At 38.7% G+C, this 24,622-nt stretch carries 19 protein-coding genes; 12 read left to right on the top strand and 7 right to left on the bottom strand.

What is annotated here, in order from left to right; all coding sequences use genetic code 11:
• Window positions 1–124: 124 nt before the first annotated feature.
• The gene (gene cysB, locus QL995_RS08660) at window positions 125–1,102 is read left to right on the top strand and encodes an HTH-type transcriptional regulator CysB (RefSeq protein ID WP_002961670.1); all 978 of its coding nucleotides are present in this window, start codon (window positions 125–127) and stop codon (window positions 1,100–1,102) included.
• Window positions 1,103–1,179: 77 nt separating this feature from the next.
• Here the strand turns inward: cysB and QL995_RS08655 are convergent, their stop codons facing one another.
• The 3 genes from QL995_RS08655 to pabB all read right to left on the bottom strand — a co-directional run bounded on the left by QL995_RS08655 (window position 1,180) and on the right by pabB (window position 4,600).
• Complete coding sequence (locus tag QL995_RS08655) at window positions 1,180–2,556, bottom strand: L-serine ammonia-lyase (RefSeq protein ID WP_010555091.1); 1,377 nt, start codon at window positions 2,554–2,556, stop codon at window positions 1,180–1,182.
• Window positions 2,557–2,659: 103 nt separating this feature from the next.
• On the bottom strand, window positions 2,660–3,235 hold the full coding sequence (locus QL995_RS08650) for a CoA pyrophosphatase (RefSeq protein WP_033026841.1): 576 nt from the start codon (window positions 3,233–3,235) through the stop codon (window positions 2,660–2,662).
• Window positions 3,236–3,241: 6 nt separating this feature from the next.
• Window positions 3,242–4,600, bottom strand: coding sequence for an aminodeoxychorismate synthase component I (gene pabB / locus QL995_RS08645; RefSeq protein WP_290293992.1), 1,359 nt, complete (start codon window positions 4,598–4,600; stop codon window positions 3,242–3,244).
• Between the two features lie 155 nt (window positions 4,601–4,755).
• On the opposite strand from pabB, the gene QL995_RS08640 reads away from it, so the two are divergent.
• From QL995_RS08640 to QL995_RS08620, 5 genes are all read left to right on the top strand, one after another.
• Window positions 4,756–6,282: a fumarate hydratase gene (locus QL995_RS08640; protein ID WP_007583843.1), complete on the top strand. Its 1,527-nt coding sequence runs from the start codon at window positions 4,756–4,758 to the stop codon at window positions 6,280–6,282.
• 427 nt (window positions 6,283–6,709) lie between these two features.
• Window positions 6,710–7,750 (top strand): Glu/Leu/Phe/Val dehydrogenase, encoded by a 1,041-nt coding sequence (locus QL995_RS08635; RefSeq protein ID WP_222714745.1) that lies wholly within the window; start codon window positions 6,710–6,712, stop codon window positions 7,748–7,750.
• A gap of 185 nt (window positions 7,751–7,935) precedes the next feature.
• Window positions 7,936–8,574 (top strand): chloramphenicol acetyltransferase, encoded by a 639-nt coding sequence (locus QL995_RS08630; RefSeq protein ID WP_290294024.1) that lies wholly within the window; start codon window positions 7,936–7,938, stop codon window positions 8,572–8,574.
• Between the two features lie 175 nt (window positions 8,575–8,749).
• The gene (locus QL995_RS08625) at window positions 8,750–9,574 is read left to right on the top strand and encodes a M90 family metallopeptidase (protein ID WP_002961680.1); all 825 of its coding nucleotides are present in this window, start codon (window positions 8,750–8,752) and stop codon (window positions 9,572–9,574) included.
• Window positions 9,575–9,679: 105 nt separating this feature from the next.
• Window positions 9,680–12,859 carry an amidohydrolase family protein gene (locus QL995_RS08620; protein WP_290293991.1) on the top strand — a complete coding sequence of 1,060 codons (3,180 nt, stop codon included), beginning with the start codon at window positions 9,680–9,682 and terminating at the stop codon, window positions 12,857–12,859.
• 198 nt (window positions 12,860–13,057) lie between these two features.
• On the opposite strand, the gene QL995_RS08615 is transcribed toward QL995_RS08620, so the two are convergent.
• On the bottom strand, window positions 13,058–13,399 hold the full coding sequence (locus tag QL995_RS08615; RefSeq protein ID WP_002961684.1) for a hypothetical protein: 342 nt from the start codon (window positions 13,397–13,399) through the stop codon (window positions 13,058–13,060).
• Between the two features lie 150 nt (window positions 13,400–13,549).
• On the opposite strand from QL995_RS08615, the gene QL995_RS08610 reads away from it, so the two are divergent.
• Entirely contained in the window at window positions 13,550–14,302 is a 753-nt protein-coding gene (locus QL995_RS08610; protein ID WP_282114920.1) for a Nif3-like dinuclear metal center hexameric protein, read from the top strand.
• 80 nt (window positions 14,303–14,382) lie between these two features.
• Here the strand turns inward: QL995_RS08610 and QL995_RS08605 are convergent, their stop codons facing one another.
• From QL995_RS08605 to QL995_RS08595, 3 genes are all read right to left on the bottom strand, one after another.
• Window positions 14,383–15,147: an ElyC/SanA/YdcF family protein gene (locus QL995_RS08605; protein ID WP_290293990.1), complete on the bottom strand. Its 765-nt coding sequence runs from the start codon at window positions 15,145–15,147 to the stop codon at window positions 14,383–14,385.
• Window positions 15,148–15,201: 54 nt separating this feature from the next.
• Entirely contained in the window at window positions 15,202–16,089 is an 888-nt protein-coding gene (locus QL995_RS08600) for a LysR family transcriptional regulator (protein WP_002961689.1), read from the bottom strand.
• Between the two features lie 408 nt (window positions 16,090–16,497).
• Window positions 16,498–18,867 carry a GGDEF domain-containing protein gene (locus QL995_RS08595; protein WP_282114921.1) on the bottom strand — a complete coding sequence of 790 codons (2,370 nt, stop codon included), beginning with the start codon at window positions 18,865–18,867 and terminating at the stop codon, window positions 16,498–16,500.
• Between the two features lie 290 nt (window positions 18,868–19,157).
• Here QL995_RS08595 and pyrC point away from each other — a divergent pair, with 290 nt between their 5' ends.
• The 5 genes from pyrC (at window position 19,158) to QL995_RS08570 (ending at window position 24,611) form a co-directional block, all read left to right on the top strand.
• Window positions 19,158–20,210, top strand: coding sequence for a dihydroorotase (pyrC, locus tag QL995_RS08590; protein ID WP_165740288.1), 1,053 nt, complete (start codon window positions 19,158–19,160; stop codon window positions 20,208–20,210).
• Window positions 20,211–20,650: 440 nt separating this feature from the next.
• Window positions 20,651–20,854: a cold-shock protein gene (locus QL995_RS08585; RefSeq protein WP_002961702.1), complete on the top strand. Its 204-nt coding sequence runs from the start codon at window positions 20,651–20,653 to the stop codon at window positions 20,852–20,854.
• A gap of 1,091 nt (window positions 20,855–21,945) precedes the next feature.
• Window positions 21,946–22,716: a DUF3450 domain-containing protein gene (locus tag QL995_RS08580; protein WP_010553386.1), complete on the top strand. Its 771-nt coding sequence runs from the start codon at window positions 21,946–21,948 to the stop codon at window positions 22,714–22,716.
• A 6-nt stretch (window positions 22,717–22,722) separates the two neighbouring features.
• Window positions 22,723–24,087 carry a MotA/TolQ/ExbB proton channel family protein gene (locus tag QL995_RS08575; RefSeq protein WP_007583865.1) on the top strand — a complete coding sequence of 455 codons (1,365 nt, stop codon included), beginning with the start codon at window positions 22,723–22,725 and terminating at the stop codon, window positions 24,085–24,087.
• Window positions 24,087–24,611 carry a MotA/TolQ/ExbB proton channel family protein gene (locus QL995_RS08570; RefSeq protein ID WP_002961709.1) on the top strand — a complete coding sequence of 175 codons (525 nt, stop codon included), beginning with the start codon at window positions 24,087–24,089 and terminating at the stop codon, window positions 24,609–24,611. Before QL995_RS08575 ends, QL995_RS08570 begins: the two co-directional genes overlap by 1 nt.
• Window positions 24,612–24,622 lie beyond the last annotated feature (11 nt).

Raw genomic sequence — 24,622 nt, 5'->3', positions numbered from 1 at the left:
TTGAGCTCTAATCAGATAATTGCACACCTAAAGACCTAAAGTGCTATTTTACGTAAATAACACTTGGTTTTAAGCGGTATTGCCTTTATAAATAATATGAATAATAACGTTAAAATTTGCAGCCATGAAATTACAACAACTCAGATACATCGTAGAAGTACAAAATCATAAATTAAATGTTTCAGCGACTGCTGAGAGTTTATTTACCTCGCAGCCAGGAATTTCTAAACAAGTACGCATGTTAGAAGATGAGTTGGGTGTGCAAATTTTTGGTCGCAGTGGTAAGCATTTAACGCATGTAACCGGTGCCGGCGAAGATATTATTAATATTTCTCGTGAAATACTCTCTAAAGTAGAAGGTATTAAAGCCGTTGCTAATGAGCATACGCTACCTGATCAAGGTAAGTTAAATATTGCTACAACACATACCCAAGCTCGTTATGCTTTGCCTAACGTAATTCAAGGGTTTATGAAAAAATACCCTGCGGTATCGCTTCATATGCACCAAGGTACTCCACAGCAAATATCGGATGCTGCAGCACGCGGTGATGCCGATTTTGCTATTGCAACAGAAGCACTGCATTTGTATTCAGATTTAGTTATGCTGCCTTGCTACCATTGGAATCGCAGTATTGTTGTCGCTAAAGACCATCCGTTGGCTAAAAAGGCAAATAGTTTAACCGTTGCTGATATTGCTCAATATCCACTCATTACATATGTATTTGGTTTTACGGGCCGCTCAGAGTTAGATAAAGCGTTTAGCGCACACGGGCTTGAACCACACATTGTATTTACCGCAACCGATGCTGATGTTATAAAAACATACGTACGACTGGGTTTAGGAGTTGGTGTTGTTGCTTCAATGGCGATAGATCAAGTAAGCGATACCGATTTAGTGTGTATTGATGCAAGCCACTTATTTGAAGCTAGTACGACCAAGATTGGTTTTAGAAAGGGCAGCTTTTTACGTACTTATATGTATGATTTTATCGAACGTTTTGCACCGCACTTAACTAAAGAGCGAGTAGAGCGAGCAAGCTTATTACGTAACCAAGATGACGTAGATAAGTTATTTGCAGATATAGAGTTACCCGTTAAATAATGTCACTACATTAAATGAATAATAAAAAAGCCGCCTATTTTAAAAATAGGCGGCTTTTTCTTTTTATAGCGAGCTGATTAACATTCGATAATATTAACAGCCAATCCACCGCGAGCGGTTTCTTTATATTTAGTTTTCATATCGTTACCAGTTTCAAGCATGGTTTTAATCACTTTATCAAGTGATACCTTTTGCTCGCCACTGCCACGTATAGCTAAACGTGAAGCGTTAATTGCTTTAATAGCGCCCATTGCATTACGTTCAATACACGGTACTTGTACTAAGCCACCAACAGGGTCGCACGTTAGGCCTAAATTATGTTCCATACCAATTTCTGCCGCGTTTTCTACTTGCACAACATTGCCACCAACAATTTCTGTTAATGCGCCTGCAGCCATAGAGCACGCAACGCCGACTTCACCTTGGCAACCTACTTCGGCACCCGATATAGAGGCATTCTTTTTATATAAAATACCAATAGCAGCAGCGGTTAATAAATAACGCGTGGCTATATCGCGGTCTACTTCTTTCACAAATGTGTGATAGTACATAAGCACAGCCGGTAAAATACCCGCAGCACCATTAGTTGGTGCGGTAACTACACGGCCACCTGCAGCGTTTTCTTCGTTTACGGCAAGGGCAAATAAATCAACCCAGTCCATTGCACGAAGCGGGTCGTTACTGACCTCTATATTTAGTTTTAAGTATAAGCTGGGCGCACGGCGTTTTACTTTTAAGCCGCCAGGTAAAATACCTTCGGTGCGCATACCACGGTCAATACAAGCCATCATTACTTTCCAAATATGGAACAATGTGTCTTTTACTTCGTCTTCAGTGCGCAGTGTTTTTTCGTTTTTCATCATCAAGGTAGAAACACTAAACCCAGACTCTTTACACATCTCTAGTAGTTCTTTTGCGCTACCAAATGGGAAGGGGGCTGGATTTTCTTCTCTAATATCGAGGGCTGCCTGTTTTTCGTTTTCAAACTCTTCGTCGGTAACAATGAAGCCACCGCCAATAGAGTAATATACTTTGCTGTAAACTTTTTCGCCGTTGTTTGAAGCGATAATTTCCATTGCATTAGAATGCTTAGGCAGTGTTTTACGACGATGAAAAACAATAGCACCTTGTTTTGGAAACTTAGCTTTGTGTGTTTTGTTTAGATAAATAACCTGATCTTTTTCGATGGTTGCTAAAATGTCGTCGACTAAATCGGCATCAATTGTTTCAGGATCGTAACCGGCTAAACCAAGAATTACGGCTTTACCCGAGCCATGGCCAACACCTGTTTGACCAAGAGAGCCATAAAGCTCTACTTTAATATCGGTAACATTTGCTAATAATTGTTGTTCTTGTAGGTCATTAACAAATAAGCGTGATGCGCGCATTGGGCCAACGGTGTGTGATGACGAAGGGCCAATACCAATGCTAAACATATCAAATGCACTGATCATAATGTGTGTGTCTCTACTTTGTTTTATCAGCACGAAGCTGCTCTTTGAACGGTCGAGCATGATAACGTGGAATTGTGATTGTGTAACTACTAATAACGAAGATTTAAACTGGTAAGGCGAGTTGTTTTGTAAAGTTTTTTATAATGCTTGCAGTCGCACCCCAAAGTAAACCATGCGGCGTTTTAAAACCTTGCAAAATAACCGTTTTCCCAAATCGTTGAAAAGGTAAGGGTTGCCAGTTAGCTTCGTTATTTAACTCAGTGACAGAGAGCAAAAAGCTCGCTTGTACTTCATTATAGTCATTTTCCCAGGTGGTGTCTTTTTTGAGTAAACCTACATAGGGGCTAATACTAAAACCCGTTAAGGTTGAATACTCAGGTAAGTGACCTAATACATTAACGTTGCTTTGGGCAATATTTAGCTCTTCTTTTAGTTCGCGAAGGGCTGTGGTGCGAAGGGTAATGTCGCTTACTTCAAACTTACCTCCGGGCAAACAAATCTCCCCAGGGTGATGGTGTAAATAAGTAGGGCGTTTACACAGTAAAATATGTGCATGGTTATCTATATCAATAATTGGCAGCATAACAGCGCTAGCGCGTTTTTTACGTGTGTCTTTTAATTGATTTGGCGCAGCTGTAGGACTTAACAGAAAACGCGCCATAATGTGCTCACTATTCAAAGCGACCTACTGTTTTAGTAAAGGAAGAATTTTATTTACTTTATCGTATGTTTCTTGATATTCCAATTCGACTTTAGAATCAGCGACTATTCCGCCACCTGCCCAGCAGTAAATTTGCGCTTTGTGGCACACCAAGGTGCGAATAGTGATACTCGTATCCATATTTCCACATGCACTTAAATAACCAATTGAACCACAATAAATGCTGCGGCGATGCGGTTCTAATTCTTCAATTATTTCCATCGCTCTAATTTTGGGCGCACCGGTGATTGAGCCACCCGGGAAAGCCGCTTTTAGCTGATCGACCGCTGTTTTACCTTCATCAAGTTCTGAGGTTACCGTGCTTACTAAATGATGCACTGCCGGAAAGCTTTCAATAGCAAAAAGGGAAGGGACGTGAACGCTGCCTGGTTTTGCTACTTTGCCTAAGTCGTTACGCAGTAAATCGACAATCATTACATTTTCAGCGCGATCTTTAGCTGATGCTGCGAGTATTTGCGCTTGGCGTTGATCCTCTAGTGCATCTGCTTTTCGCGGCAGTGTGCCTTTAATTGGCTTGGTTTCTACAACGTTATTGTTTACAGATATAAAGCGCTCAGGAGAAATTGATAAAATAGCCCCTTGAGGGTGATTTATAAAGCTCGAAAATGGCGCTTTATTTGCTTCACGCAGTTTAATGTAAGCTGCCCAAGGAGAGCCTTCAAACTGAGCGTTAAAGCGCTGCGCTAAATTGATTTGGTAACAATCGCCACTTTTTAAATACTCCTCAATTTGGGCAAACTTTGCAGCGTACTCCGTTTCGCTCATATTTGATTGCCAGTCGCTGTTTAGGGCATAGGACTGCGTATTAACTTGGGAGTTAGCGTGTGTATTTAAGTATTGCTCATAAAGCGCTAATCGATTGGTGTTTGGCTGCGATACATAAAACCAGCTTTGTTGCTGCTTGTCGTAAATAAGGGCATCTAAGTAAAGGCCAATAGCCATTTGGGGAAGATTAATATCTTCAATAGCACGAGTGGGGATATTTTCAATTGTACGGCCTAGGTCGTAGCCAAAGTAGCCAAGCCAGCCGCCGTTAAAGGGTAAATCGTAACCGGCTTTTGTTTTATCAAGATGCGAAAGCTCATTATTCATAATTTCAAAGCAGTTATCACTACTTTCTATATTATTTAAAAAGCTTTTATTATTTTTTACTTCAAGGGTACTTTGCGGCTCAATGGCAATAATATCAAAACGGCTGTTTATATGATTACTATTTGCAGAATCTAATAGAATTGCATAAGGCAAATGTGAAAAATGCGCAAAAACGTCAATGCAGTTTTGTGTTATGCCTAATTTAATACAATTTTTTTTATTGTTTAGCATTTACTGCCCCTTTAAGAACTGGCTCGAAACGGGCTGGGAGGGTATCATAAGTCAAATTTTTTGGCAGCACTAAGCTGTAAAAAACAGTGCAAACCACCGTCACCGGTTTGATTTAGATTACGCGACAACGCGTAACGGTAACTTAAGGAACCACTATGAGTACAATTTGTCAGCAAGACTTTATTGATAGCATTGAAGATGCATTGCAATATATTTCGTTCTATCACCCACTTGATTTTGTTCAAGCTCTCGAAAAAGCTTACAACAAAGAACAAAGTAAAGCGGCTAAAGACGCCATTGCACAAATTTTAATTAACTCACGCATGTCGGCTGAAGGCAAGCGTCCACTTTGCCAAGATACCGGTATTATTACCTGTTTTGTTAAAGTAGGTATGGATGTTAAGTGGGATAAAACAGATTTAACCGTTCAACAAATGGTTGATGAAGGTACTCGTCGTGCATATTTGAATCCAGATAACCCTTTACGTGCATCTATTGTTGCAGACCCTGCTGGCACGCGTAAAAACACGAAAGATAATACGCCTTCGGTTGTGCATATTGATTTAGTAGCGGGTGGTAAAGTAGAAGTAATGGTTGCGGCTAAAGGCGGCGGCTCTGAAAACAAAAGTAAAATGGTTATGTTAAACCCGTCAGATGATGTTGCTGAATGGGTAGAAAAAACACTACCAACAATGGGTGCTGGTTGGTGTCCGCCAGGCATGCTAGGAATAGGTATTGGTGGTACGGCTGAAAAAGCGGCAGTAATGGCTAAAGAGTCGTTAATGGACCCGGTTGATATCCATGAACTAATGGAACGCGGTGCAGAAACAACAGAAGAAAAACTACGTTTAGAAATTTTTGACCGTGCTAATAAATTAGGTATTGGTGCACAAGGGTTAGGCGGTTTAACAACGGTTGTTGATGTTAAAATTAAAACAGCACCAACGCATGCGGCTTCAAAACCTGTAGTAATGATCCCTAACTGTGCGGCAACTCGCCATGTACATTTTACACTTGACGGTTCTGGCCCTGCTAATTTAAAAGCACCTAAGCTAGAAGATTGGCCACAAGTAACATTTGAAGTGGGCGAAGGCACACGTCGCGTTGACTTAAATACACTGACTAAAAAAGATGTTCAAGAATGGAAAATGGGCGAAACTGTTTTACTTTCGGGCACTATTTTAACAGGTCGTGATGCAGCGCATAAACGTCTGCAAGATATGATCAATTCAGGTGAAGGTTTACCAAAAGGCGTAGACTTTGATAATAAATTTATTTATTACGTAGGCCCTGTGGATGCGGTACGTGATGAAGCAGTAGGTCCTGCAGGCCCTACAACGGCAACTCGCATGGATAAATTTACCGATATGATGCTAGAAAAAACAGGCATTGTAGGCATGATTGGTAAAGCTGAACGTGGACCTGCAACTGTTGAGTCTATTAAAGAGCATAAATCTGTTTATTTAATGGCTGTAGGCGGCGCAGCTTACTTAGTATCTAAAGCGATTAAAAAAGCACGCGTAGTTGCTTTTGAAGATTTAGGTATGGAAGCTATTTACGAATTTGAAGTAGAAGATATGCCAGTGACCGTTGCAGTAGACAGTGAAGGCGCTAATGCGCATACACAAGGTCCTGCAATCTGGAAAGCTAAAATAGAAGAGCTTGATAGTAAACTAAAATAACGTAAGTTATGCTTTTAAAAGCGAGCCTAGTGCTCGCTTTTTTGTTTTTTTAAATAGAGTCATTACCAAGTTTACAGCTCTGACCAGTTTGCGAAAAAGCTCACTTTTTACTGAAAACCTATAGGCAGCAGTACGTGGCGGGCAAGCAGCACTTGTATATTAAACTTTACACGCAATAGTTGTGTTACGTTCACGTAAACGTAAGTTGGTGTGGTTGTTCTATTTATAGTTTTTAAAACTTACAAATGACGATTTTGTGAATTTTTTATCTATACAATAGTTTTAATTCGGTTATTTAATTTAAGCTTGATGTTTTCATTGGTTTTATCTTCTGCGAGTATAGCGAACTCGAATATGAAGTGATAAAGTCTCGGCAATTTCCAGCGCGCATACCCTCTCACGGGTTAACTATTTCGGAGTATTTTAAGTGGCTGTGTTTAATCGAGTTGAATTTGATAACCATGAACAAGTGGTTTTTTGTTCTGATGAAGAGTCGGGTTTAAAAGCAATTATTGCTGTACATAATACCAACCTAGGTCCTGCTGTTGGCGGATGTAGAATGTGGGATTATGCGAACGACGAAGATGCTGTTTACGACGTGCTACGTTTATCAAAGGGCATGACTTATAAAAATGCAGTTGCGCGCTTACCATTTGGTGGTGGTAAATCTGTAATTATAGGTAACGCGAAAGAAATTAAATCTGAGCAATTATTCCGTGCATTTGGCCGCCAGTTAGAGCGATTAAATGGCAGCTATTACTCAGCAGAAGATGTAAACATTACATGTGCTGATGTAGCTATTATGAATAAAGAAACTAATTACGTACTGGGTCTTGAAGGTAAAAGTGGTAACCCATCGCCATTTACAGCATATGGTACGTTTTTAGGAATTAAAGCAGCGCTACAGCATCAACGTGGTCATCAAGATTTTGCAGGTGTGAAAGTGGCTGTTCAAGGTTTAGGTGCTGTTGCATATGGTTTATGTAAGCATTTAGCCGATGCGGGCGCTGAGTTGTTTGTAACTGACATTAACCAAGCTGCAATTGATCGCGTAGTTAATGATTTTGGCGCGACTGCGGTTGGCATTGATGAAATTTACGACTTAGATGTTGATGTTTATGCACCTTGTGCATTAGGTGCAACTATTAACGATTTAACGATACCGCGTTTAAAAGCGACTATTATTGCAGGCTGTGCTAATAATCAGCTGGCAGAGTCTCGCCACGGTGAAGTTATTCGTGAAAAAGGCATTTTATATGCACCAGATTACGTAATTAACGCTGGTGGTATTATTAATGTTTATTACGAAACAGCGCCAGAAGGTTACAGTGCAGCAGCGTCTAATAAACATGTTGAAGGTATTTTTAATACGTTAACTGAAATCTTTGCCCGTAGCGAAAAAGAGCAAAAATCAACGCATTTAATTGCTGACGAATTAGCGCAAGAGATCATTAAAAACGGTCTGTGATCTAAGTTCTAATTTATATAAGGGTGTGCAATTGCACACCTTTTGTTTATCTGTAAGTTAAGGGGTGTTGATCTTTGCGGATTTAACCTTGAAAGATCAACAGACCCTAATGCAATTATTACTGAACAGCGGTACACTTTGTTTTTAATTTTGTGCGGCAAATTATGACTCCCTCAACCTCTCTCATGCAGCCTATCGATTTAGATAATTGGCCTAGAAAGCAACACTTTGAATTATTTAAACACTTTTCTCAGCCTTATTTTAATGTGTGTGTGCGTTTAGATGCTCAAGCACTTTACGACTATTGCAAAACCAATCAATTTTCTTTTTTTCAAGCGTATGTATATTGCACCTTAAAAGCGTGCCATGAGTACGATTCAATAATGCTACGTATAATAGATAATCAACCATGGTTACTTAATAGTGTTCGCGCAAGTGTGGTTGAGTTGTCTGAAAACGATACGTTTGTTTTTAGTTATTTTAACAGCACAGGCGAGTTTAAAGAGTTTGCAAATCATGCAAGTGACGTAAGCAAAAAAGCGAAACAACAGCCGTTATTTTCTGATGCATTTGCCCAAACAGAAGGGCAGGCCGACTTAATTCATATATCTGTTTTGCCGTGGCTGAATTTTAGTGCGTTTTCGCATGCATTTAGTGAAGGGGAGAGTTTAGGCATTCCTAAATTTGTATTTGGTCAGTTTGATAAACACACAGGTACAATGCCTTTAGCTATCGATGTACACCACTCATTAATGGATGGTTTGCACGTAGCGAAATTTATAAACACATTGCAGGGTACATTTGACTCCTTTTGCAAAGGTTAACTCTAAACACATCATCTACCGGCAGTGCAAAGTAGTAATTAACCTGAACTCTGGATAATAAATCTATAAGCAATACGATGTGAATTATTTTATATTCAAATACATAACCTTGTATGCTTGAAAAGCACGTGTGCTGGACATATTTATATACCATACCTTAGCTCAGGAAATCCCCATGATAAATGGACTGTTAATTGTTGTTTTAATTCTTTTTGTGGTGATTTTCTGGCGTTGGCCATCAATTCAAAACCGATTATGGCGCAGTAAATATAAAGACTTTGCTTTAAATTCGCAGCAAAAAGATATTTTACTGCGTTGCATGCCCATCTATAAAAAAATGACCGACGCCGACAGAGAAAAATTAGAGCGACATATTACGTGGTTTTTAAACGAAAAACGCTTTGTCGGTTGTGATGGCTTAAGACTAACGTCTGCAATGAAGTTAATTGTTGCCGCCGATGCGTGTGTATTAGTACTCAATAAACCGTGGCCGTTATATAGAAATGTAAAAGAAATTTTATTATACCCAAGTGCTTATTATGCTCCGCAATCAACTCGCGATAGTGCAGGACTTGTGAGTTACCATAATACGGTAAGACTAGGCGAGTCATGGCCTGGCGGCACACTCGTTTTAAGCTGGCATGATGTACTTGAGGGTAATCGTTTACCAAGTGATGGACATAACCTGGTATTTCATGAGTTTGCGCATCAACTCGATCAAGAAACAGGTAAAACAACGGGCACACCCATTTTAAAAAGCTCAGCAGATTACAAAGAGTGGGGCAGGGTATTTAGCCGCGCCTTCACTCAGTTAAAAAGCCATGTTGCCTATAGCATGCCGCATGTTATTCACAGTTATGGTGCGACTAACGAAGCTGAGTTTTTTGCTGTACTCACCGAAACCTTCCTCGAAAAACCCGCAGAGCTTCGCCGATACGATCCTGAAATTTATAGTATGCTAGTTAATTACTATCAATTTGACCCTATTGTTTGGCATTAAACCTACATAAACCGCGCTTTATCATATAACGCTGGCAAGTTGCGTTTGTTTTTGTTGCAATCATGTGAAATAGTTTTTACTGCAACAATAACAAGCGAGAAACGCATGAAAAAAATGCTTCATACAGTATTGGCGCTGTCGGTGTCATTAGCGATAGGGCAGGTAAATGCCGCTGAAAAAGACGAACAAAAATGGCAAGTAGATTCACCTAAGGGGCAATTTGTTGACGCTGCAATTAGCGTTGAGCAGGGCACATGGATGAATATAGATATTAGCCCTGATGGTAAAACCGTGGTGTTTGACTTACTTGGCGATATTTACACTATGCCAATGAGTGGTGGTACAGCTACAAAGCTCACCTCTGATATTGCATGGCAAATGCAACCACGTTTTAGTCCTAACGGCAAAAGTATTGCGTTTACCTCCGACCAAGGTGGTGGCGATAACATTTGGATAATGGACTTAAATGGTGAAAATCAACACGCTGTTACCGATGAAACCTTTAGATTACTAAATAGTCCTGCATGGAGTCCTGATGGCGACTACTTAGTTGCGCGTAAACACTTTACAGCTAGCCGCTCATTGGGAGCAGGTGAAGTGTGGTTGTATCACAAAGCGGGTGGCAAGGGCGTACAGCTTACAAAACGCGAGAACGATCAAAAAGATTTAGGTGAGCCAATGTTTTCACCTGATGGTCGTTATGTATACTTTTCGCATGATGCAACACCCGGTAAAACCTTTCATTATTCAAAGGATTCTGTAGCGGGCATTTATAAAATTAAGCGCTACGACCGTGAAACGGGTGAAATTGAAACTGTAATCGATACGATGGGCGGTGCTATTAGGCCTACACCATCACCAGATGGTAAAAAGCTTGCTTATATAAAGCGTGATGACTTTCAAACTAGCTTGTATTTATATGACTTAACTAGCGGTGAGCACACTAAGCTTTACGATAAGCTTGAGCGAGATATGCAAGAAACATGGGCTATTCATGGTGTATACCCAACCATTGCATGGACCCCCGATAACGAAGAGTTAGTATTTTGGGCTGGTGGTACAATTCACAAGCTAGATGTTGCAGACAAATCCGTTAAAACCATTCCTTTTAAAGTGCAAACTACTAAAAAAATTCAAAAAGCGGTGCGCTTTACACAAAACTTAGATACTGATGAGTTTGATGTAAAAATGCTGCGTAATGTGCAAGTAAGCCCAGATGGCGAAACGGCAATTTTTGAAGCGCTTGGGCATATTTATAAACGTAATTTAGAGTCGGGTAAAATTAAGCGTTTAACAAAGCAAACTGATCATTACGAATTATTTCCACAGTACTCTCGCGATGGTAAAAAAATAGTTTACACCACATGGGATGATAACAAACAAGGGTCTGTAAGAGTGGTTTCTGCGCGCAGTGGTCGTGGCGATACAATTACTAAAGAGCCCGGGAAATATGTAGAGCCTGCGTTTAGTCCAGATGGGAAAACGGTTGTTTATCGAAAAGCCACGGGGGGCAGTATTTTAAACCCTAAATGGTCACTTAACCCTGGTATATATAGCGTAAGCGCAAAAGGCGGTAAAAGTGAGCTTATTTCAAAAAGTGGTTATCAACCACAATTTGGAGATGCAAACGATCGCGTTTTTATAATGAGTCCTTGGCCAAAACCAACGCTAAGTGTAGTTGAGCTTGAAAGTAAAAAAGTTCGTAAACTGTACGAGTCAGAACATGCGACAGAATTTAGAGTATCACCAGATGGGCAATATCTCGCTTTTGCTGAGCGATTTAAAGTATTTGTAACACCGTTTGTTCAAAGTGGTAAAACAATTAATATTGGGCCTAAAGACAGTCAATTTCCAATAGAGCAGTTATCGGTACGTGCTGGTGAAAACATTAGCTGGAGTGCTAAGAGCAACAAACTTTATTGGACATTAGGGCCTGAGCTTTATCATGCAAGCCTTGTGGGGATGTTTGCTATTAACAAAGCCGAAGATGCCGACTTTAAAGTGAAAAGTGGCGATAATATCGGTTTCAGTAAAAAAATGGCAGAGCCTAAAGGTATGATTGCGCTCACTGGTGCAAAAATTATAACTATGGACGGCGAAAAGGTTATTGAAAATGGTGTAATTATCACTGATGGCAAGCATATTAAAGCAATTGGTACAGCCAGCGATATAAGCATTCCTAAAAGTGCTGAGGTTATTGATGTAACAGGTAAAACTATTATGCCTGGTATTGTTGATGCTCATGCACATGGCTCGCAAGCAAGTGACGAAATTATACCTGAGCAAAACTGGAAAAACTTTGCAGGTTTAGCGCTAGGTGTTACTACAATTCACGATCCATCAAACGATACCTCTGAAATATTTACCGCAAGCGAAATGCAAAAGGCAGGCATGATTGTTGGCCCGCGTATTTTCTCAACCGGTACTATTTTATATGGCGCAAATATGCCAGGTTATACGTCGCATATTGACTCGTTAGACGATGCTAAATTTCATTTAGAGCGCCTTAAAAAAGTAGGGGCGTTTAGTGTTAAATCGTATAACCAGCCACGCCGAGAGCAGCGCCAACAAGTTATTGAAGCAGGCCGGATGCTTGAAATGATGGTTGTCCCTGAAGGTGGCTCATTATTACAACATAACTTAAGTATGATTGTAGATGGACACACAGGTATTGAGCATTCAATCCCTGTAGAGCATATATACGACGATATAAAGCAGTTATGGTCGCAAAGTGATGTAGGTTACACACCTACGCTTGTAGTGGCTTATGGTGGCATTTGGGGTGAGAACTACTGGTACGATAAAACTGATGTGTGGAATCACCCGCGTTTAAGTAAATTTGTGCCAAAAAATCAATTATTACCACGCTCTATGCGCCGCATTAAAGCGCCCGATCATCACTATAATCACTTCAATAACGCACGCGTTGCTGCTGAGCTACAAGACCTAGGTGTATTAGTTAACTTAGGTGCTCACGGTCAGCGTGAAGGCTTAGGTGCACACTGGGAGATGTGGATGTTTGCACAAGGCGGAATGACATCACTTGAAGCTATACGTGCATCAACACTCGATCCGGCTAAGTATTTAGGGCTTGATAAAAACGTAGGCTCCCTTGAAGTGGGCAAACTGGCAGATTTAATGGTTATAGATGGCGATCCGCTTAAAAATATTCGAGATTCGGATAAAGTAGATTACACCATGATCAATGGTCGATTATTCAATGCCGAAACAATGAATGAAGTGGGTAAAAAAGAGCGCGAACCACTTTACTTCGAAAAGTTATAATTTATTTTGATCTTTTGAAAGCGGCTACATAGCCGCTTTTTTTAGTCTTACTCAACTTATAAGGCTCTATTTTTTTGATTAAATGGTGCAATTAAGGTTGGAAGACGATAATTAATATAATTTTTAGATATTTTTTAGCAAATAACGCACATAAAAAAACCGCTTAACGCGGTTTCTTTTAAAAATCATAAATGTTGATTAAACAACACCGCGCGGTAAGCGACAGTCATGATCTTTACGAGCTAAAATTACAATCCAAAGTTCTTCCGCTGTGTAACCTTCTTCGTTTTCGGTAACAACAGTGAATGGCGCTTTTTTCTGTGCTTTAACAGGCGCAGCTGCTTTTGGTTTTTTCGTTTTAGTTGTTTTACCAGAGTTTAACTTTTTAGTAAGCTCTGCTACGTCAGCTAGGCGTAAATTTTTACCGCCATCAATGCTGTACCAACCAGGTTTAGTTGTGATTTCAGGTTTTTTACCATTGGCAGTTTCGTACGCTGCTTCAAAGGCAGATAACACTTCTGTTTTGTCTAGTTTGCTCATCAGAGACCCTATACGTTGTGAACACAGATAAAGAAGAGGTATTTATACCTATTTTAAAACAGTTTTTCAATTTTTTGCGATTTTCCTTCCATTTTAGGGCTATAAACGCCAAAATTTGCACAAAATTCAGTGCTAAGTAAGGTAAGTTATATGCAACGTAGAGAATTTAACCAACTCCTAAATGACATTTTAAAACCTCATTTAATTAAAGATTTTTGCCCAAATGGCTTACAAGTTGAAGGTAAAAACGAAATTAAAAAAATTGTGACGGGTGTAACCGCAAGTCAAGCTTTAATAGATGCTGCCATTGAGCAACAAGCAGATGCTATTTTGGTTCACCATGGATTTTTTTGGAAAGGGGAATCCCAACCAATAACGGGAATGAAAAAGCGTCGTATAGGTGCGTTATTAGCACACGATATTAATTTATTTGGCTATCACTTACCACTCGATATTCATCCAGCAGTTGGCAATAACGCGCAACTTGCAAAGTTATTGGATATTGAAATTGAAACAGGGCTAGAGCCAACTTCAAATAGCGTAGCAATGAAAGGGCGTTTAAAAACACCATTAAGTGGTGAAGATTTTGCAGATAAAATTGCAAAAGTGCTAAATCGAACCCCACTCACAAGTTTAGTACGTTCAGCTAAAATTGAAACCATTGCACTGTGTACTGGTGGTGGGCAAGGGTATATTGATTTAGCTGCAGAGCAAGGTATTGATGCTTATTTAACGGGTGAGGCATCGGAGCAAACAATTCATAGTTCTCGTGAGCAAAACATTGATTTTTTTGCCGCAGGGCATCATGCAACAGAGCGCTATGGTGTAAAAGCTCTGGGTGAGTTACTTGCTCAAGAGCATGGTTTTGATGTGACATTTATAGACATAGATAACCCAGTTTAACTAGGCTATCTATTAGTTAACCTGAACGCTACTTGAGATAGATTTATTATCTAGAGTTCAGGTTAGTTAGACGAAATGAGCTACAGTGCCTCTGGATCTATCCAGCGGCGCAAACTTATCCATGTGTTTCCTACTACTTCGTGACTGTATTGCGTAACCACTAGTAAGGCATGAGCATTGGGAATAAACTGTTTGCTCCATGGAAGTGCAGCAAAATTATGATAATCAGTGGCTGCGGTTATGACTTCAATACCTTGAGCATTAAATAAGTCTTTTGCGCGTGGCATGTGCAGTACAGATGTTACTAGTGCAACTTTAAAGTCGACTAATTTTGATGCCAGTAACTTAGCTTCTTCACCTGTATCCATTGCTTTTGGGTTTTGGAATATACGACTCTTATTAACACCTAAACTAATTGCCGTTTGATACATAAGCCCGCTATTAGTGGTATTTTGATAACCCCCGCCTGACACTATAAGCTCTGCATTAGGGTAGTGCTTTGCTAGCTTTACACCTTCTACTAAGCGCGTTAGTGCACAATTACCTAATTGATTATTAGCACTGAGTGCAGGGTTTGGGTTTATATCGCAACCTAGTACAACTATTTTGTCTATTTTTGGATGCTTTAGGGTATTAAATGCAAGCGACGCAGGTTCATTATTTTGGATAATTAAATTGGCGACAAAGGGCGTGCTCAATGCAAGTAATACAATTAAGCTTAAAGTAGATAAGAAGAGAGCTGATTTGCGGCCTTTAAATGCGAGTAGGAGCATCAGGCACGCAAATAAACCAAATAGAGGCAGTGGCATAAGTAAGCCACCAATCATTTTTTTAATAACAAACATAAGAGTTAAACGCTGTAGAGTTAATTACAGCGATATTACTCATTATATTGATGATTATCGACCGTTATTTAGCTTACACGTATTTAAAAAGTGACGATAAACAGGATTATCTTTCATGTCTTTTTTCATCGCTAAATACATAGGACGAGTAAGGCCAAGAGCGCCCAAAGGAATTGATTTAATTAAGCCTTGGCTTTCATAAGGTGTAACTAGCCAATCAGGTAAAGCGGCAACACCCATGCCGGCACTTACTAGTTGAAAAATAAGTAATCCTTGGTCAACCGTTTTTAACGTACCGTCAAAACGAGCATTTTGAATGAAATGCTTAAATATATCTTGGCGTTCACGCGGGATAGGGTATGAAATAATAGTTTCGTTTTTTAAATCAAGCGCTGTTACATACGCTTTTTTAGCAAGTTCATGATCCGGTGCCACAATAAGCTTCAATTTAAAATCAAATAAGTGCGCGTATTCTAATGTGTCGGGTTCACGTATGTCAGATGTTAAAACTAAATCGAGCTCATCGCTTAGTAAGTCAGGAATAGCGTCGTAACTAAAGCCGCGCTCGTAATCAATTTTTATATCAGGCCAAAAGTTATTAAATTCTTTAATAGTAGGCAATAACCAATGAAAACATGCATGGCATTCCACACTTAAACGCAGTTGAGAAATAGGCTGATTTAGGCTTTCTTTCAAACGGCATTTAGTCGCTTCCATTTTTGGTAATATTTCGTGAGCCAACTCAAGTAATAGCATTCCCTGAGGGGTAAAGCGGACTGGTTGAGTTTTACGCTCAAATAATTGGCAATCTAATTTATTCTCTAAATCTTTGATTTGATGAGATAAAGCAGACTGTGTCAAAAATAACTCTCGTGCTGTATTAACCAAAGATCCTGTTTCTTTTAGGGTTGCTATGGTTTTTAAATGTTTAATACCAATCATCTTTAAAAATTCTCATGGGAAAAGTGAGTTCAGCTCAGATTAACCACATACTACGCCTATACAAAAAACGTTTCAACGTCTAGATGGCTAAAAGTTTGCGATTTATTGTGGTTTATTGCAGTTTGTTGCTATGAATCGCGAAAATATTAGAATTAGTAACGATAAAAGTCATTCGAAAACTGGTTTGATGAGTTTTAGATGAGTTTGCTTCATGTTGTATTTTAAGTATATCGATTGCGGTGTGCTTCACCTCAGTGTGAATTTTGACTATATAAATAACTGTGTGGGGTGGGGAATGGTTACTTTAGGTTGTGGTTTAAAAACTAAAGTCATTTTGCTTTTTAGCTTTAGTTTAATGGATGAGTATATACGTAATACCTAAGCCAGCGACCAACTCGCTGGCTCTTTTTATAAAGGCTTATTAATAAGTAATATGGCTTCTTTGGCTGTGACCGGTTTTGACTTTAAAAAACCTTGGCCATAGTCGCACGCGGTGGATTGTAAAATGGCTAATTGTTCAAGTGTTTCTATCCCTTCAGCAACAACCTCAAGTTTTAATGATTGCGCAAGTGATAAAATGGCTTCAACAAGTGGGTTGGTGGAATCTTGTAGGTGGTCAATAAAGCTTTTATCTATTTTTAAAATATGAATAGGCAGTTGGTGCAAGTAGCCCAGTGCTGAATAACCCGTTCCAAAATCGTCAAGGCACAATTTTACTTTTAAAGGTGAAAGACCTTCTATTATTTGAGTGGCGAGTTCTAGATTTTCTATTAAGCCTGATTCGGTAATTTCTAAACATAAAGAACCCAGAGGTAATTGGTATTTATTATAAATAGAATGTATTTGCGCTACAAAATCGAGGCTTGCAAAATGTCGTGACGATACATTAACCGTTACTTTCAAAAAGCGATGACCTTGCTGGTGCCAATTAGAAATCTGCTGAGCGGCTAAATCAAGTAAATGTAAATCAAGATTTATAATTTGCCCTGTAGTTTCAGCTATCGGTATAAAGTCATTAGGTGGTACAAATCCTTTTTTTGGATGATGCCAGCGCACAAGTGCTTCAAATCCGACAACTTCACTTGTGGTAATTGTAAAAATTGGCTGAAAATAGAGTTCAAATTCGTTGTGTTCTATACCGTGTTGCAAGTCGTTTTCGATATCGGCATGGGTTTTAAGTTTTTTACGCATCGTGTTATTAAAAAACTTAACTTGTCCACGCCCGGTGGATTTTGCTTCATACATAGCAGCATCAGCTTGTTGCAGTAATATATAAGCTTTATCGTTTATGTTGTCGGTATAGGCAATACCAATACTAGTAGAAGCTTGAAGTAAGTGGCTATCTACATTTAGAGGTTTTGATAATGCGCTTTTAATTCTGTTTAAAGCTTCATTAACTTGGTTTTTATGTGTGATATTTTCCATAAATATAGCAAATTCATCACCGCCTAAACGAGCAAATGTATCCGTGCTTCGTACTGTACTTTTAATTAAGTCGCATATTTTTATAAGAAAATGGTCTCCGACTTCATGCCCTAGCGAATCATTTATACTTTTAAAACGATCAAAATCTAGATACAGCAGGGCATGGCTAGTACTTTTTTTAGCGCGCGTTAAACGTAAAATAGCATGCTTTATTCTCTCAATGAGTAATGAGCGGTTAGCAAGGCCGGTAAGCTCGTCATGCAATGCTTTATGCTCGAGCTCTTGTCGGGCTAGTTGTCTATCAATTGCCATACTTATTTGACGACTTACGTAAGTTAGAAGAGCGCTGTCGTGTTCGTTGTATTGCAGTGTTTTATCGTAGCTTTGTACAACAATAACACCGCTTATACGATCACTTGTTTTAAATGGAACACCCAACCAAGACTCTGATTGTCTACCTACCATTTTAAAATCACCGTTATCAATATGACTTTGAAAGGCATCTTTATTGAGTAATAAGGTTTGCTCAGTTTGCAGTAGGTAATATGAAGCAGTGTCTTTTAGCTGTTCTTTAGATATTTTTTGATGTGTTTTAGTGTTTATGCCTTCTTCGACTATATAAACAAGGTCAAGTATATCTACTTTTTTGTCATATAAAGCGATAAAAAAGTTATCAGCACGAAGTAAGTTATTGATAATTGAATGCAAGGCTTCAAAGAAGGTATCTAAGTCGTTAGCTTTGTAGGTTAGGTTAGCTATTTGTAATAAGCTATTTTCTAATTTTTGTGCGTTGTTAAGTTGCTCAACTGTTTTTTGTAAGTTATTTACCGTATTTACCTGGTTAATTTTAGCACTGAGTAAGTGGGCAACTGTTGTAAGAATTTCAAGGTGTGCGTTTGTAAAGTAGCCTTTAATAGGGTGCTCACAATCAATAACACCTAAAACTTGTTCTTTATATATAAGAGGGACGCATAGTTCTGATTGGGCAGGGCGCTCATCTGCGATATAACGGCTATCTTTTGTTACATCATCGATAACTACTGCTTTACCAGTAGTTGCAACAGCCCCAGTAATTCCTTCACTAAAACGTATTACTTTACGTTCGGCTTGATATTTGTCTCGGGCGTGAGCAATACCCATCGATGCAACTTGATTTAATGTATAAGCATTGTTATCGGCAAGGTAAATAACGCAATCAACAAATCCTAAACGGTTAACAACGTGCGTTGTAACATACTCAAATAGCTCGTCTAGTGTGTCTAGTTGCAATAAGCTTGATGAAAATTGATTAATAATACTCAGTTGATCAGTTTTTATCTCAAGTGCTCTTGAGGCATTATTTTTGTAAGACATAGGCAATTTATATTATTCTTTTTATTTTTAAATACGTAGCTAAGTTAACCTAATCTTGGATTTTGTACAAAATAAAGCGATGAGTGGTTTTAATTGGCTGTAAATTATTATGACGAATGACTTTAATTAATTGTAAGTAATAACAATGGCTAATCTCAATTGAATTGGAGTATTAAGCTTTAATTACACAACTCGGTAATGTCATCAACATATGCATTATTTTTAATAAAATCTTTACTCGAAAACATCATATGCCTATGATCGGATAAATTCAGCCTTGGAACAAAGTAATGACAAGCAATAATACAAACTCTGTAACAACCCTTACTATCACTCGCCCAGATGACTGGCATGTACATTTACGTGATGGCGACCAGCTAAAGGATACTGTACGAGACATTAGCAGATACATGGGTCGCGCTATTATTATGCCAAACCTTGTTCCGCCGGCAACATGTACTGATACCGCTCTTTCTTATCGAGAACGTATTATGGCAGCAGGCCCACAAGGTGCCTTTGAGCCTTTAATGGTACTTTACCTTACTGATAAAACGACACCAGATGAAATAAAGAAAGCAAAAGCAACGGGTAAAATAGTAGCTGCAAAGCTGTATCCTGCTGGCGCTACAACCAATTCTGATTCGGGTGTTACATCAGTCAAAAATATTTACCCGGTTTTAAAAGCAATGCAAGAAGTAGGTATGTTGCTGTTAGTACACGGAGAAGTTACTGATTCATCAATTGATATTTTTGACCGTGAAAAAGTATTTTTAGAGACGATTTTAGGGGATGTGGTAAGTGACTTTCCTGAACTTAAAATTGTACTAGAGCATATTACAACTAAAGATGCAGTAGAGTTTGTAGTTAATGCACCTAGCAATGTAGCAGCAACAATTACAGCTCATCATTTACTTTATAATCGTAATCATATGTTAGCGGGTGGAATTCGCCCACATTATTACTGTTTGCCAATCCTCAAACGTAACATTCACCAGCAAGCATTAATGGCCGCAGCTATAAGTGGAAATAAAAAGTTTTTCTTAGGAACTGATTCTGCACCACATTATAAAGATAAAAAAGAAGCTGCTTGTGGTTGTGCTGGTGCATATACGGCTCATGCCGCTATTGAGTTATACGCTGAAGCATTCGAAGACGCAGGAGCTTTGGACATGCTTGAAGGATTTGCAAGCCACTTTGGTCCTGACTTTTATGAGTTGCCGCGTAATGCCGATACAATAACATTACAAAGAAAACCATGGGACGTACCTGCAAGTTATACCCTAGGCGACTCTGAAGTTGTTCCTATAAAAGCAGAAGATACTATTGATTGGTCTGTTAAATAGTTAATATTCTATATTTAAACCAAAAGCCGCTTAATTTTTAAAGCGGCTTTTTTGTTTGTATTTTTGATGTTATTGAAGCGTTGTTTGACAGTATTGCTGTTGTAGAGGGCTTTTATACGCGTTTATAGCAATATATATTACAATAATACTTTATAGTTTTTGCTTGGAAATTAGTCAGTTAAAGGCGATTTGAAACAAATTTATATTTTTAATAAATAATTCCCAATTAATAGAGCGAAAAAAAATATAATGTGTTAATCTTACCTTGCTTTGAGTTTTTATGTATTGAATTTACGGATATTGTGCTGCGTTTAAGGTTACCGGTTAGGTTATTACTTGTTCCTGTACTGTACCTCCATATTTTTGAGCATTGACTCAGGGAGGATATTGCCATAATAATATGGCTGAATTTTAATTATTGACTTACAGGAAAATTTAGTATGTCGGTTACTGGTAAAGTAAAGTTTTTCAACGAAGCTAAAGGCTTTGGTTTCATTGAACAAGAAAATGGTCCTGACGTGTTTGTACATTTCAGCGCAATCACTGGTTCTGGTTTTCGCACTCTTAGCGAAGGTCAAGCAGTGACATTCAGCATCAAACAAGGTCAAAAAGGCCCTGAAGCTGAGAACGTAGAAGCAGCATAATTTATTATGTGAACTCTAGTTCATCTTGGTGAAGCAGGTCTCTGTTTCACCATAATTCCTCTCTATGTACATAATTAATAAAATCCTTCTTTTTAAATCCTTGAACGCAAATTTCATATATTCTTAAATCTTCTATTTTAATACAAACCCAAAATTCAATTATCTGAAATACAATCGAACCACTTTCTATCGCATTTAAAACATCCCTTACAATTTATCCGACTGATCTGATACTTATATACATAAAAATGATGCCAAATAACAATCTGTGTAAATTTTAGTGTAAGTCTTGCTAGTGCAATCAGGTTGAAGTTTTGTACTTTAACTATAAATGGGCAAGGGAACCTCTATAGGCCTCTGATAGTTTATTACGGAAGCGTTAGGCATCATTTATAGTCCATTATTATTAAAGTTGAGCAGCTTTTTGTGATTAACTTTGTTACTAAATAAATTTAACTGTCAAATAGTATTAATGAGCACTCTAAAGCGGTAAATGTAACTCGTCTAATTATCGAAAGCTATTTGGCTATTTCAGGCCTTGCTAAAAGAAACTTATTATTACTATTTATGGGAAACACGTTTTATAAATGGCTTTAGGCATTGCGTGCATAAAGCAAGGTGGGCGGTATTGTAGATTACCCAGTGTTGTTTTTTTGTGCGACAAATGGTTTGTTTTTTCAGATGAAGTGTTATTGGGGAGATAAAATTTGCTGAAATCGTTTAAAAAATAACTTTTGTTATATCTATCTATATTTTTTTTTGTTTTTTTTCAGTGCGAATTCAGCTTTGGCTAAATGTTGCAATAATGTTGTTTTATGTCAGTACAATGCGAATAAATACACCCCTCAAAAGGCTTTAATCGAAATATTAAGCAAAAGCTTAGTTGCAATAATGTTAACAGTTGTGTGCTAGTACTTTTGTTTAAGCATTAACTTAGCTATTTATTTGCAGAGATTAGTAAACATCAAGTTGACAGCGCTAATTGCATTTAGCATTATTGGAAGGTTGATATCTATTAAAAGATATCAGGGTTGTTCTCTTCGGAGGATAATTAAATTATAAAAGTAACATTACTTAATTGGTTGGGAACTATGTCTGTTAAAATCAGAAAGAGTCTTGTAGCAACTGCGTTGGTTGGCGCATTTGCATTTGCAAGCAGCAATGTGATTGCAGATCCTTTGAATGACGTGCAAAAAGCAGGTCAACAAATTCAAAAGGCTGCGGTTAAGTCTCAAACTAAAATTGACAATGTATATGGTCAAACTCAGGAGCTAATCGCTGAGTACCGTAGCGTTGTTGATGAGACTGAACTTATGAAAGTGTATAACGATCACGTGTCGCGCTTGGTTGATAGCCAAAACGCGTCTATTGAATCGTTTGATCGTCAAATCGCTACGATTGATAACACGAAACAAAACGTTGTGCCTTTGATGTATCGCATGATCGATACGCTTGAGCAATTCATCAAAGCGGACGTTCCATTTAATCTAGAGACGCGTTTAGGACGTGTTGAAAGACTACGTGAAATCATGGTTTCTGCGTCTGTAACGACGTCTGAAAAATTCCGTCAAGTACTTGAAGCTTACACTATTGAAACAGCATACAGCTCACTTGTATCTGCTTCACAAGGTACACTAGAAGTTGATGGCAAAAGTATTAACGTTGATATCGGTCAGTTAGGTCGTATTACTTACGTTGCTCAGTCTTTTGACTTGAAACATGCTTGGGTGTGGGATAACAACACTAAACAGTGGAAAAAATTAGGTGAAGAATACCTAAAACCTGTTAAAGAAGTTATTCGTATGGCGCGTAAGCAAGCGACATTAGAACTTGTTAAACTACCTATCTTTGGCGCGGAGTAATCAATAATGAAGAAACTATTTAAAGGTTTTGCTGTTGCCGCAGTACTAACTGTTTCTGCAGGTACCGCGTTAAATGCACATGCAAATACTGGAGCTCTAGATAAAATACTTGAGCAAGTAAAGCAAGAGCGTATCTCTGAAGGTAAAATCGATAAGAAACGTGAACAAGAGTTCTTATCAGATCGTGCTGACAAGCAATCTTTACTTAATAAAGCTAAAAGCCAACTTGCTTCTGAGAAGTCTCGTGGTGAAAGCTTAACTAAGCAATATGCACAAAATGAAAACACGTTAGCTGAAAAAGAAGCAGCTCTTCAAAGTGCTCAAGGTACTTTGGGTGAGATGTTTGGTGTTGTACGTCGTGCAGCTCAAGACGCTATCGGTTCTATCGAAGCATCACTAGTTAGTGCTGAGAAACCTGGCCGTGCTGAAATCTTACGTTCATTAGCTGCTGCTAAAGAACTTCCTACAGTTCGCGAACTTGAAGAACTTTGGATTTCACTTCAAACAGAAATGACTGAATCAGCTAAAGTTTCAACTTTTGAAACTGAAGTTGCTGGTCTTGACGGTAACCCGTCAATGAAGAAAGTAACGCGTATCGGTAACTTTAACTTAGTTACAGACGATGGTTACTTAATTTATTCACCAGAAACTAAGTCTATTCAGCCTCTAGGTAAACAGCCTGATAGCTATATTTTAGACGGTATCACCGATCTTGAAAATACATCACCAGATAACTACGCTGGTGTTTATATCGATCCGACTCGTGGTGCTATCTTACGTATCAACACTCAAAAAGCGACACTTATGGAATACTTCCATCAAGGTGGCGTAGTTGGTTATATCATTACAGCTTTACTAGCTTTAGGTATGCTAATTACTTTAATTCGCTTTGTTGACCTTACACTTACTACTAGTAAGATTAAGAGCCAGCTTAAAAATGTTGCTACACCGAATACAAATAACCCACTGGGTCGTATTCTTAAAGTGTACCATGACAACAAGAACCAAGATGTTGAAAACCTTGAGCTTAAACTTGATGAAGCGATTCTACGTGAAACGCCACGCATCGAAGCTGGTATCAACATAATTAAGATTCTTGCTGCAATCGCACCGTTACTAGGTCTACTAGGTACAGTAATCGGTATGATCTTAACGTTCCAAACAATCACATTGTTCGGTACGGGTGATCCGAAGATCATGGCAGGTAACATCTCTCTAGCACTTGTAACTACAGCGCTAGGTCTAATTGCTGCATTACCACTAATTCTACTTCATGCTCTTGTAGCTGGTCGTAGTAAGTCGGTATTACACATCCTTGATGAGCAAAGCGCGGGTATCGTTGCTACTCACGCGGAGAAGGAGAAAGCCTAATGCTAGTCCTGATGGAGATATGGGAATCTATCAGGGATTTTGTTGGCACAGGCGGCCAGGTTTTATACGTGGTCGCGATAGCACTCTTTCTGATGTGGGTTTTAATGATTGAGCGCTATTGGTTCCTACTTGCAGAATTTCCTCGCACAGCGAAAGAAATTGTAGCAAAGTGGGATGCCCGCCAAGACACTACGTCTTGGTACGCACACAGAATCCGTGAAGCATGGATTTCTGAAGCGTCTGAAAAATTAGATCAGCGTATGTTGTTGATTAAGACATTAGTAGCTGTTTGTCCTTTAATAGGCTTACTTGGTACTGTTACTGGTATGATCTCGGTTTTTGAAACCATGGCCAACCAGGGTACGGGTAATGCACGCTTAATGGCATCAGGTATTTCAATGGCAACAATCCCAACAATGGCTGGAATGGTTGCGGCACTATCTGGAGTATTTTTTAGCTCACGTCTTGAGACAAAAGCTAAAATGGTGAAAGCCAAACTTATTGATAGTATGCCTCATCACTAGAGAGAGAATTA

Source organism: Pseudoalteromonas sp. APC 3358 (genome assembly GCF_030408075.1).
GTDB lineage: Bacteria > Pseudomonadota > Gammaproteobacteria > Enterobacterales > Alteromonadaceae > Pseudoalteromonas > Pseudoalteromonas arctica.
The sequence above is the reverse complement of the archived record's forward strand: the minus strand, read 5'-3'. Positions and strand labels throughout refer to the sequence as shown.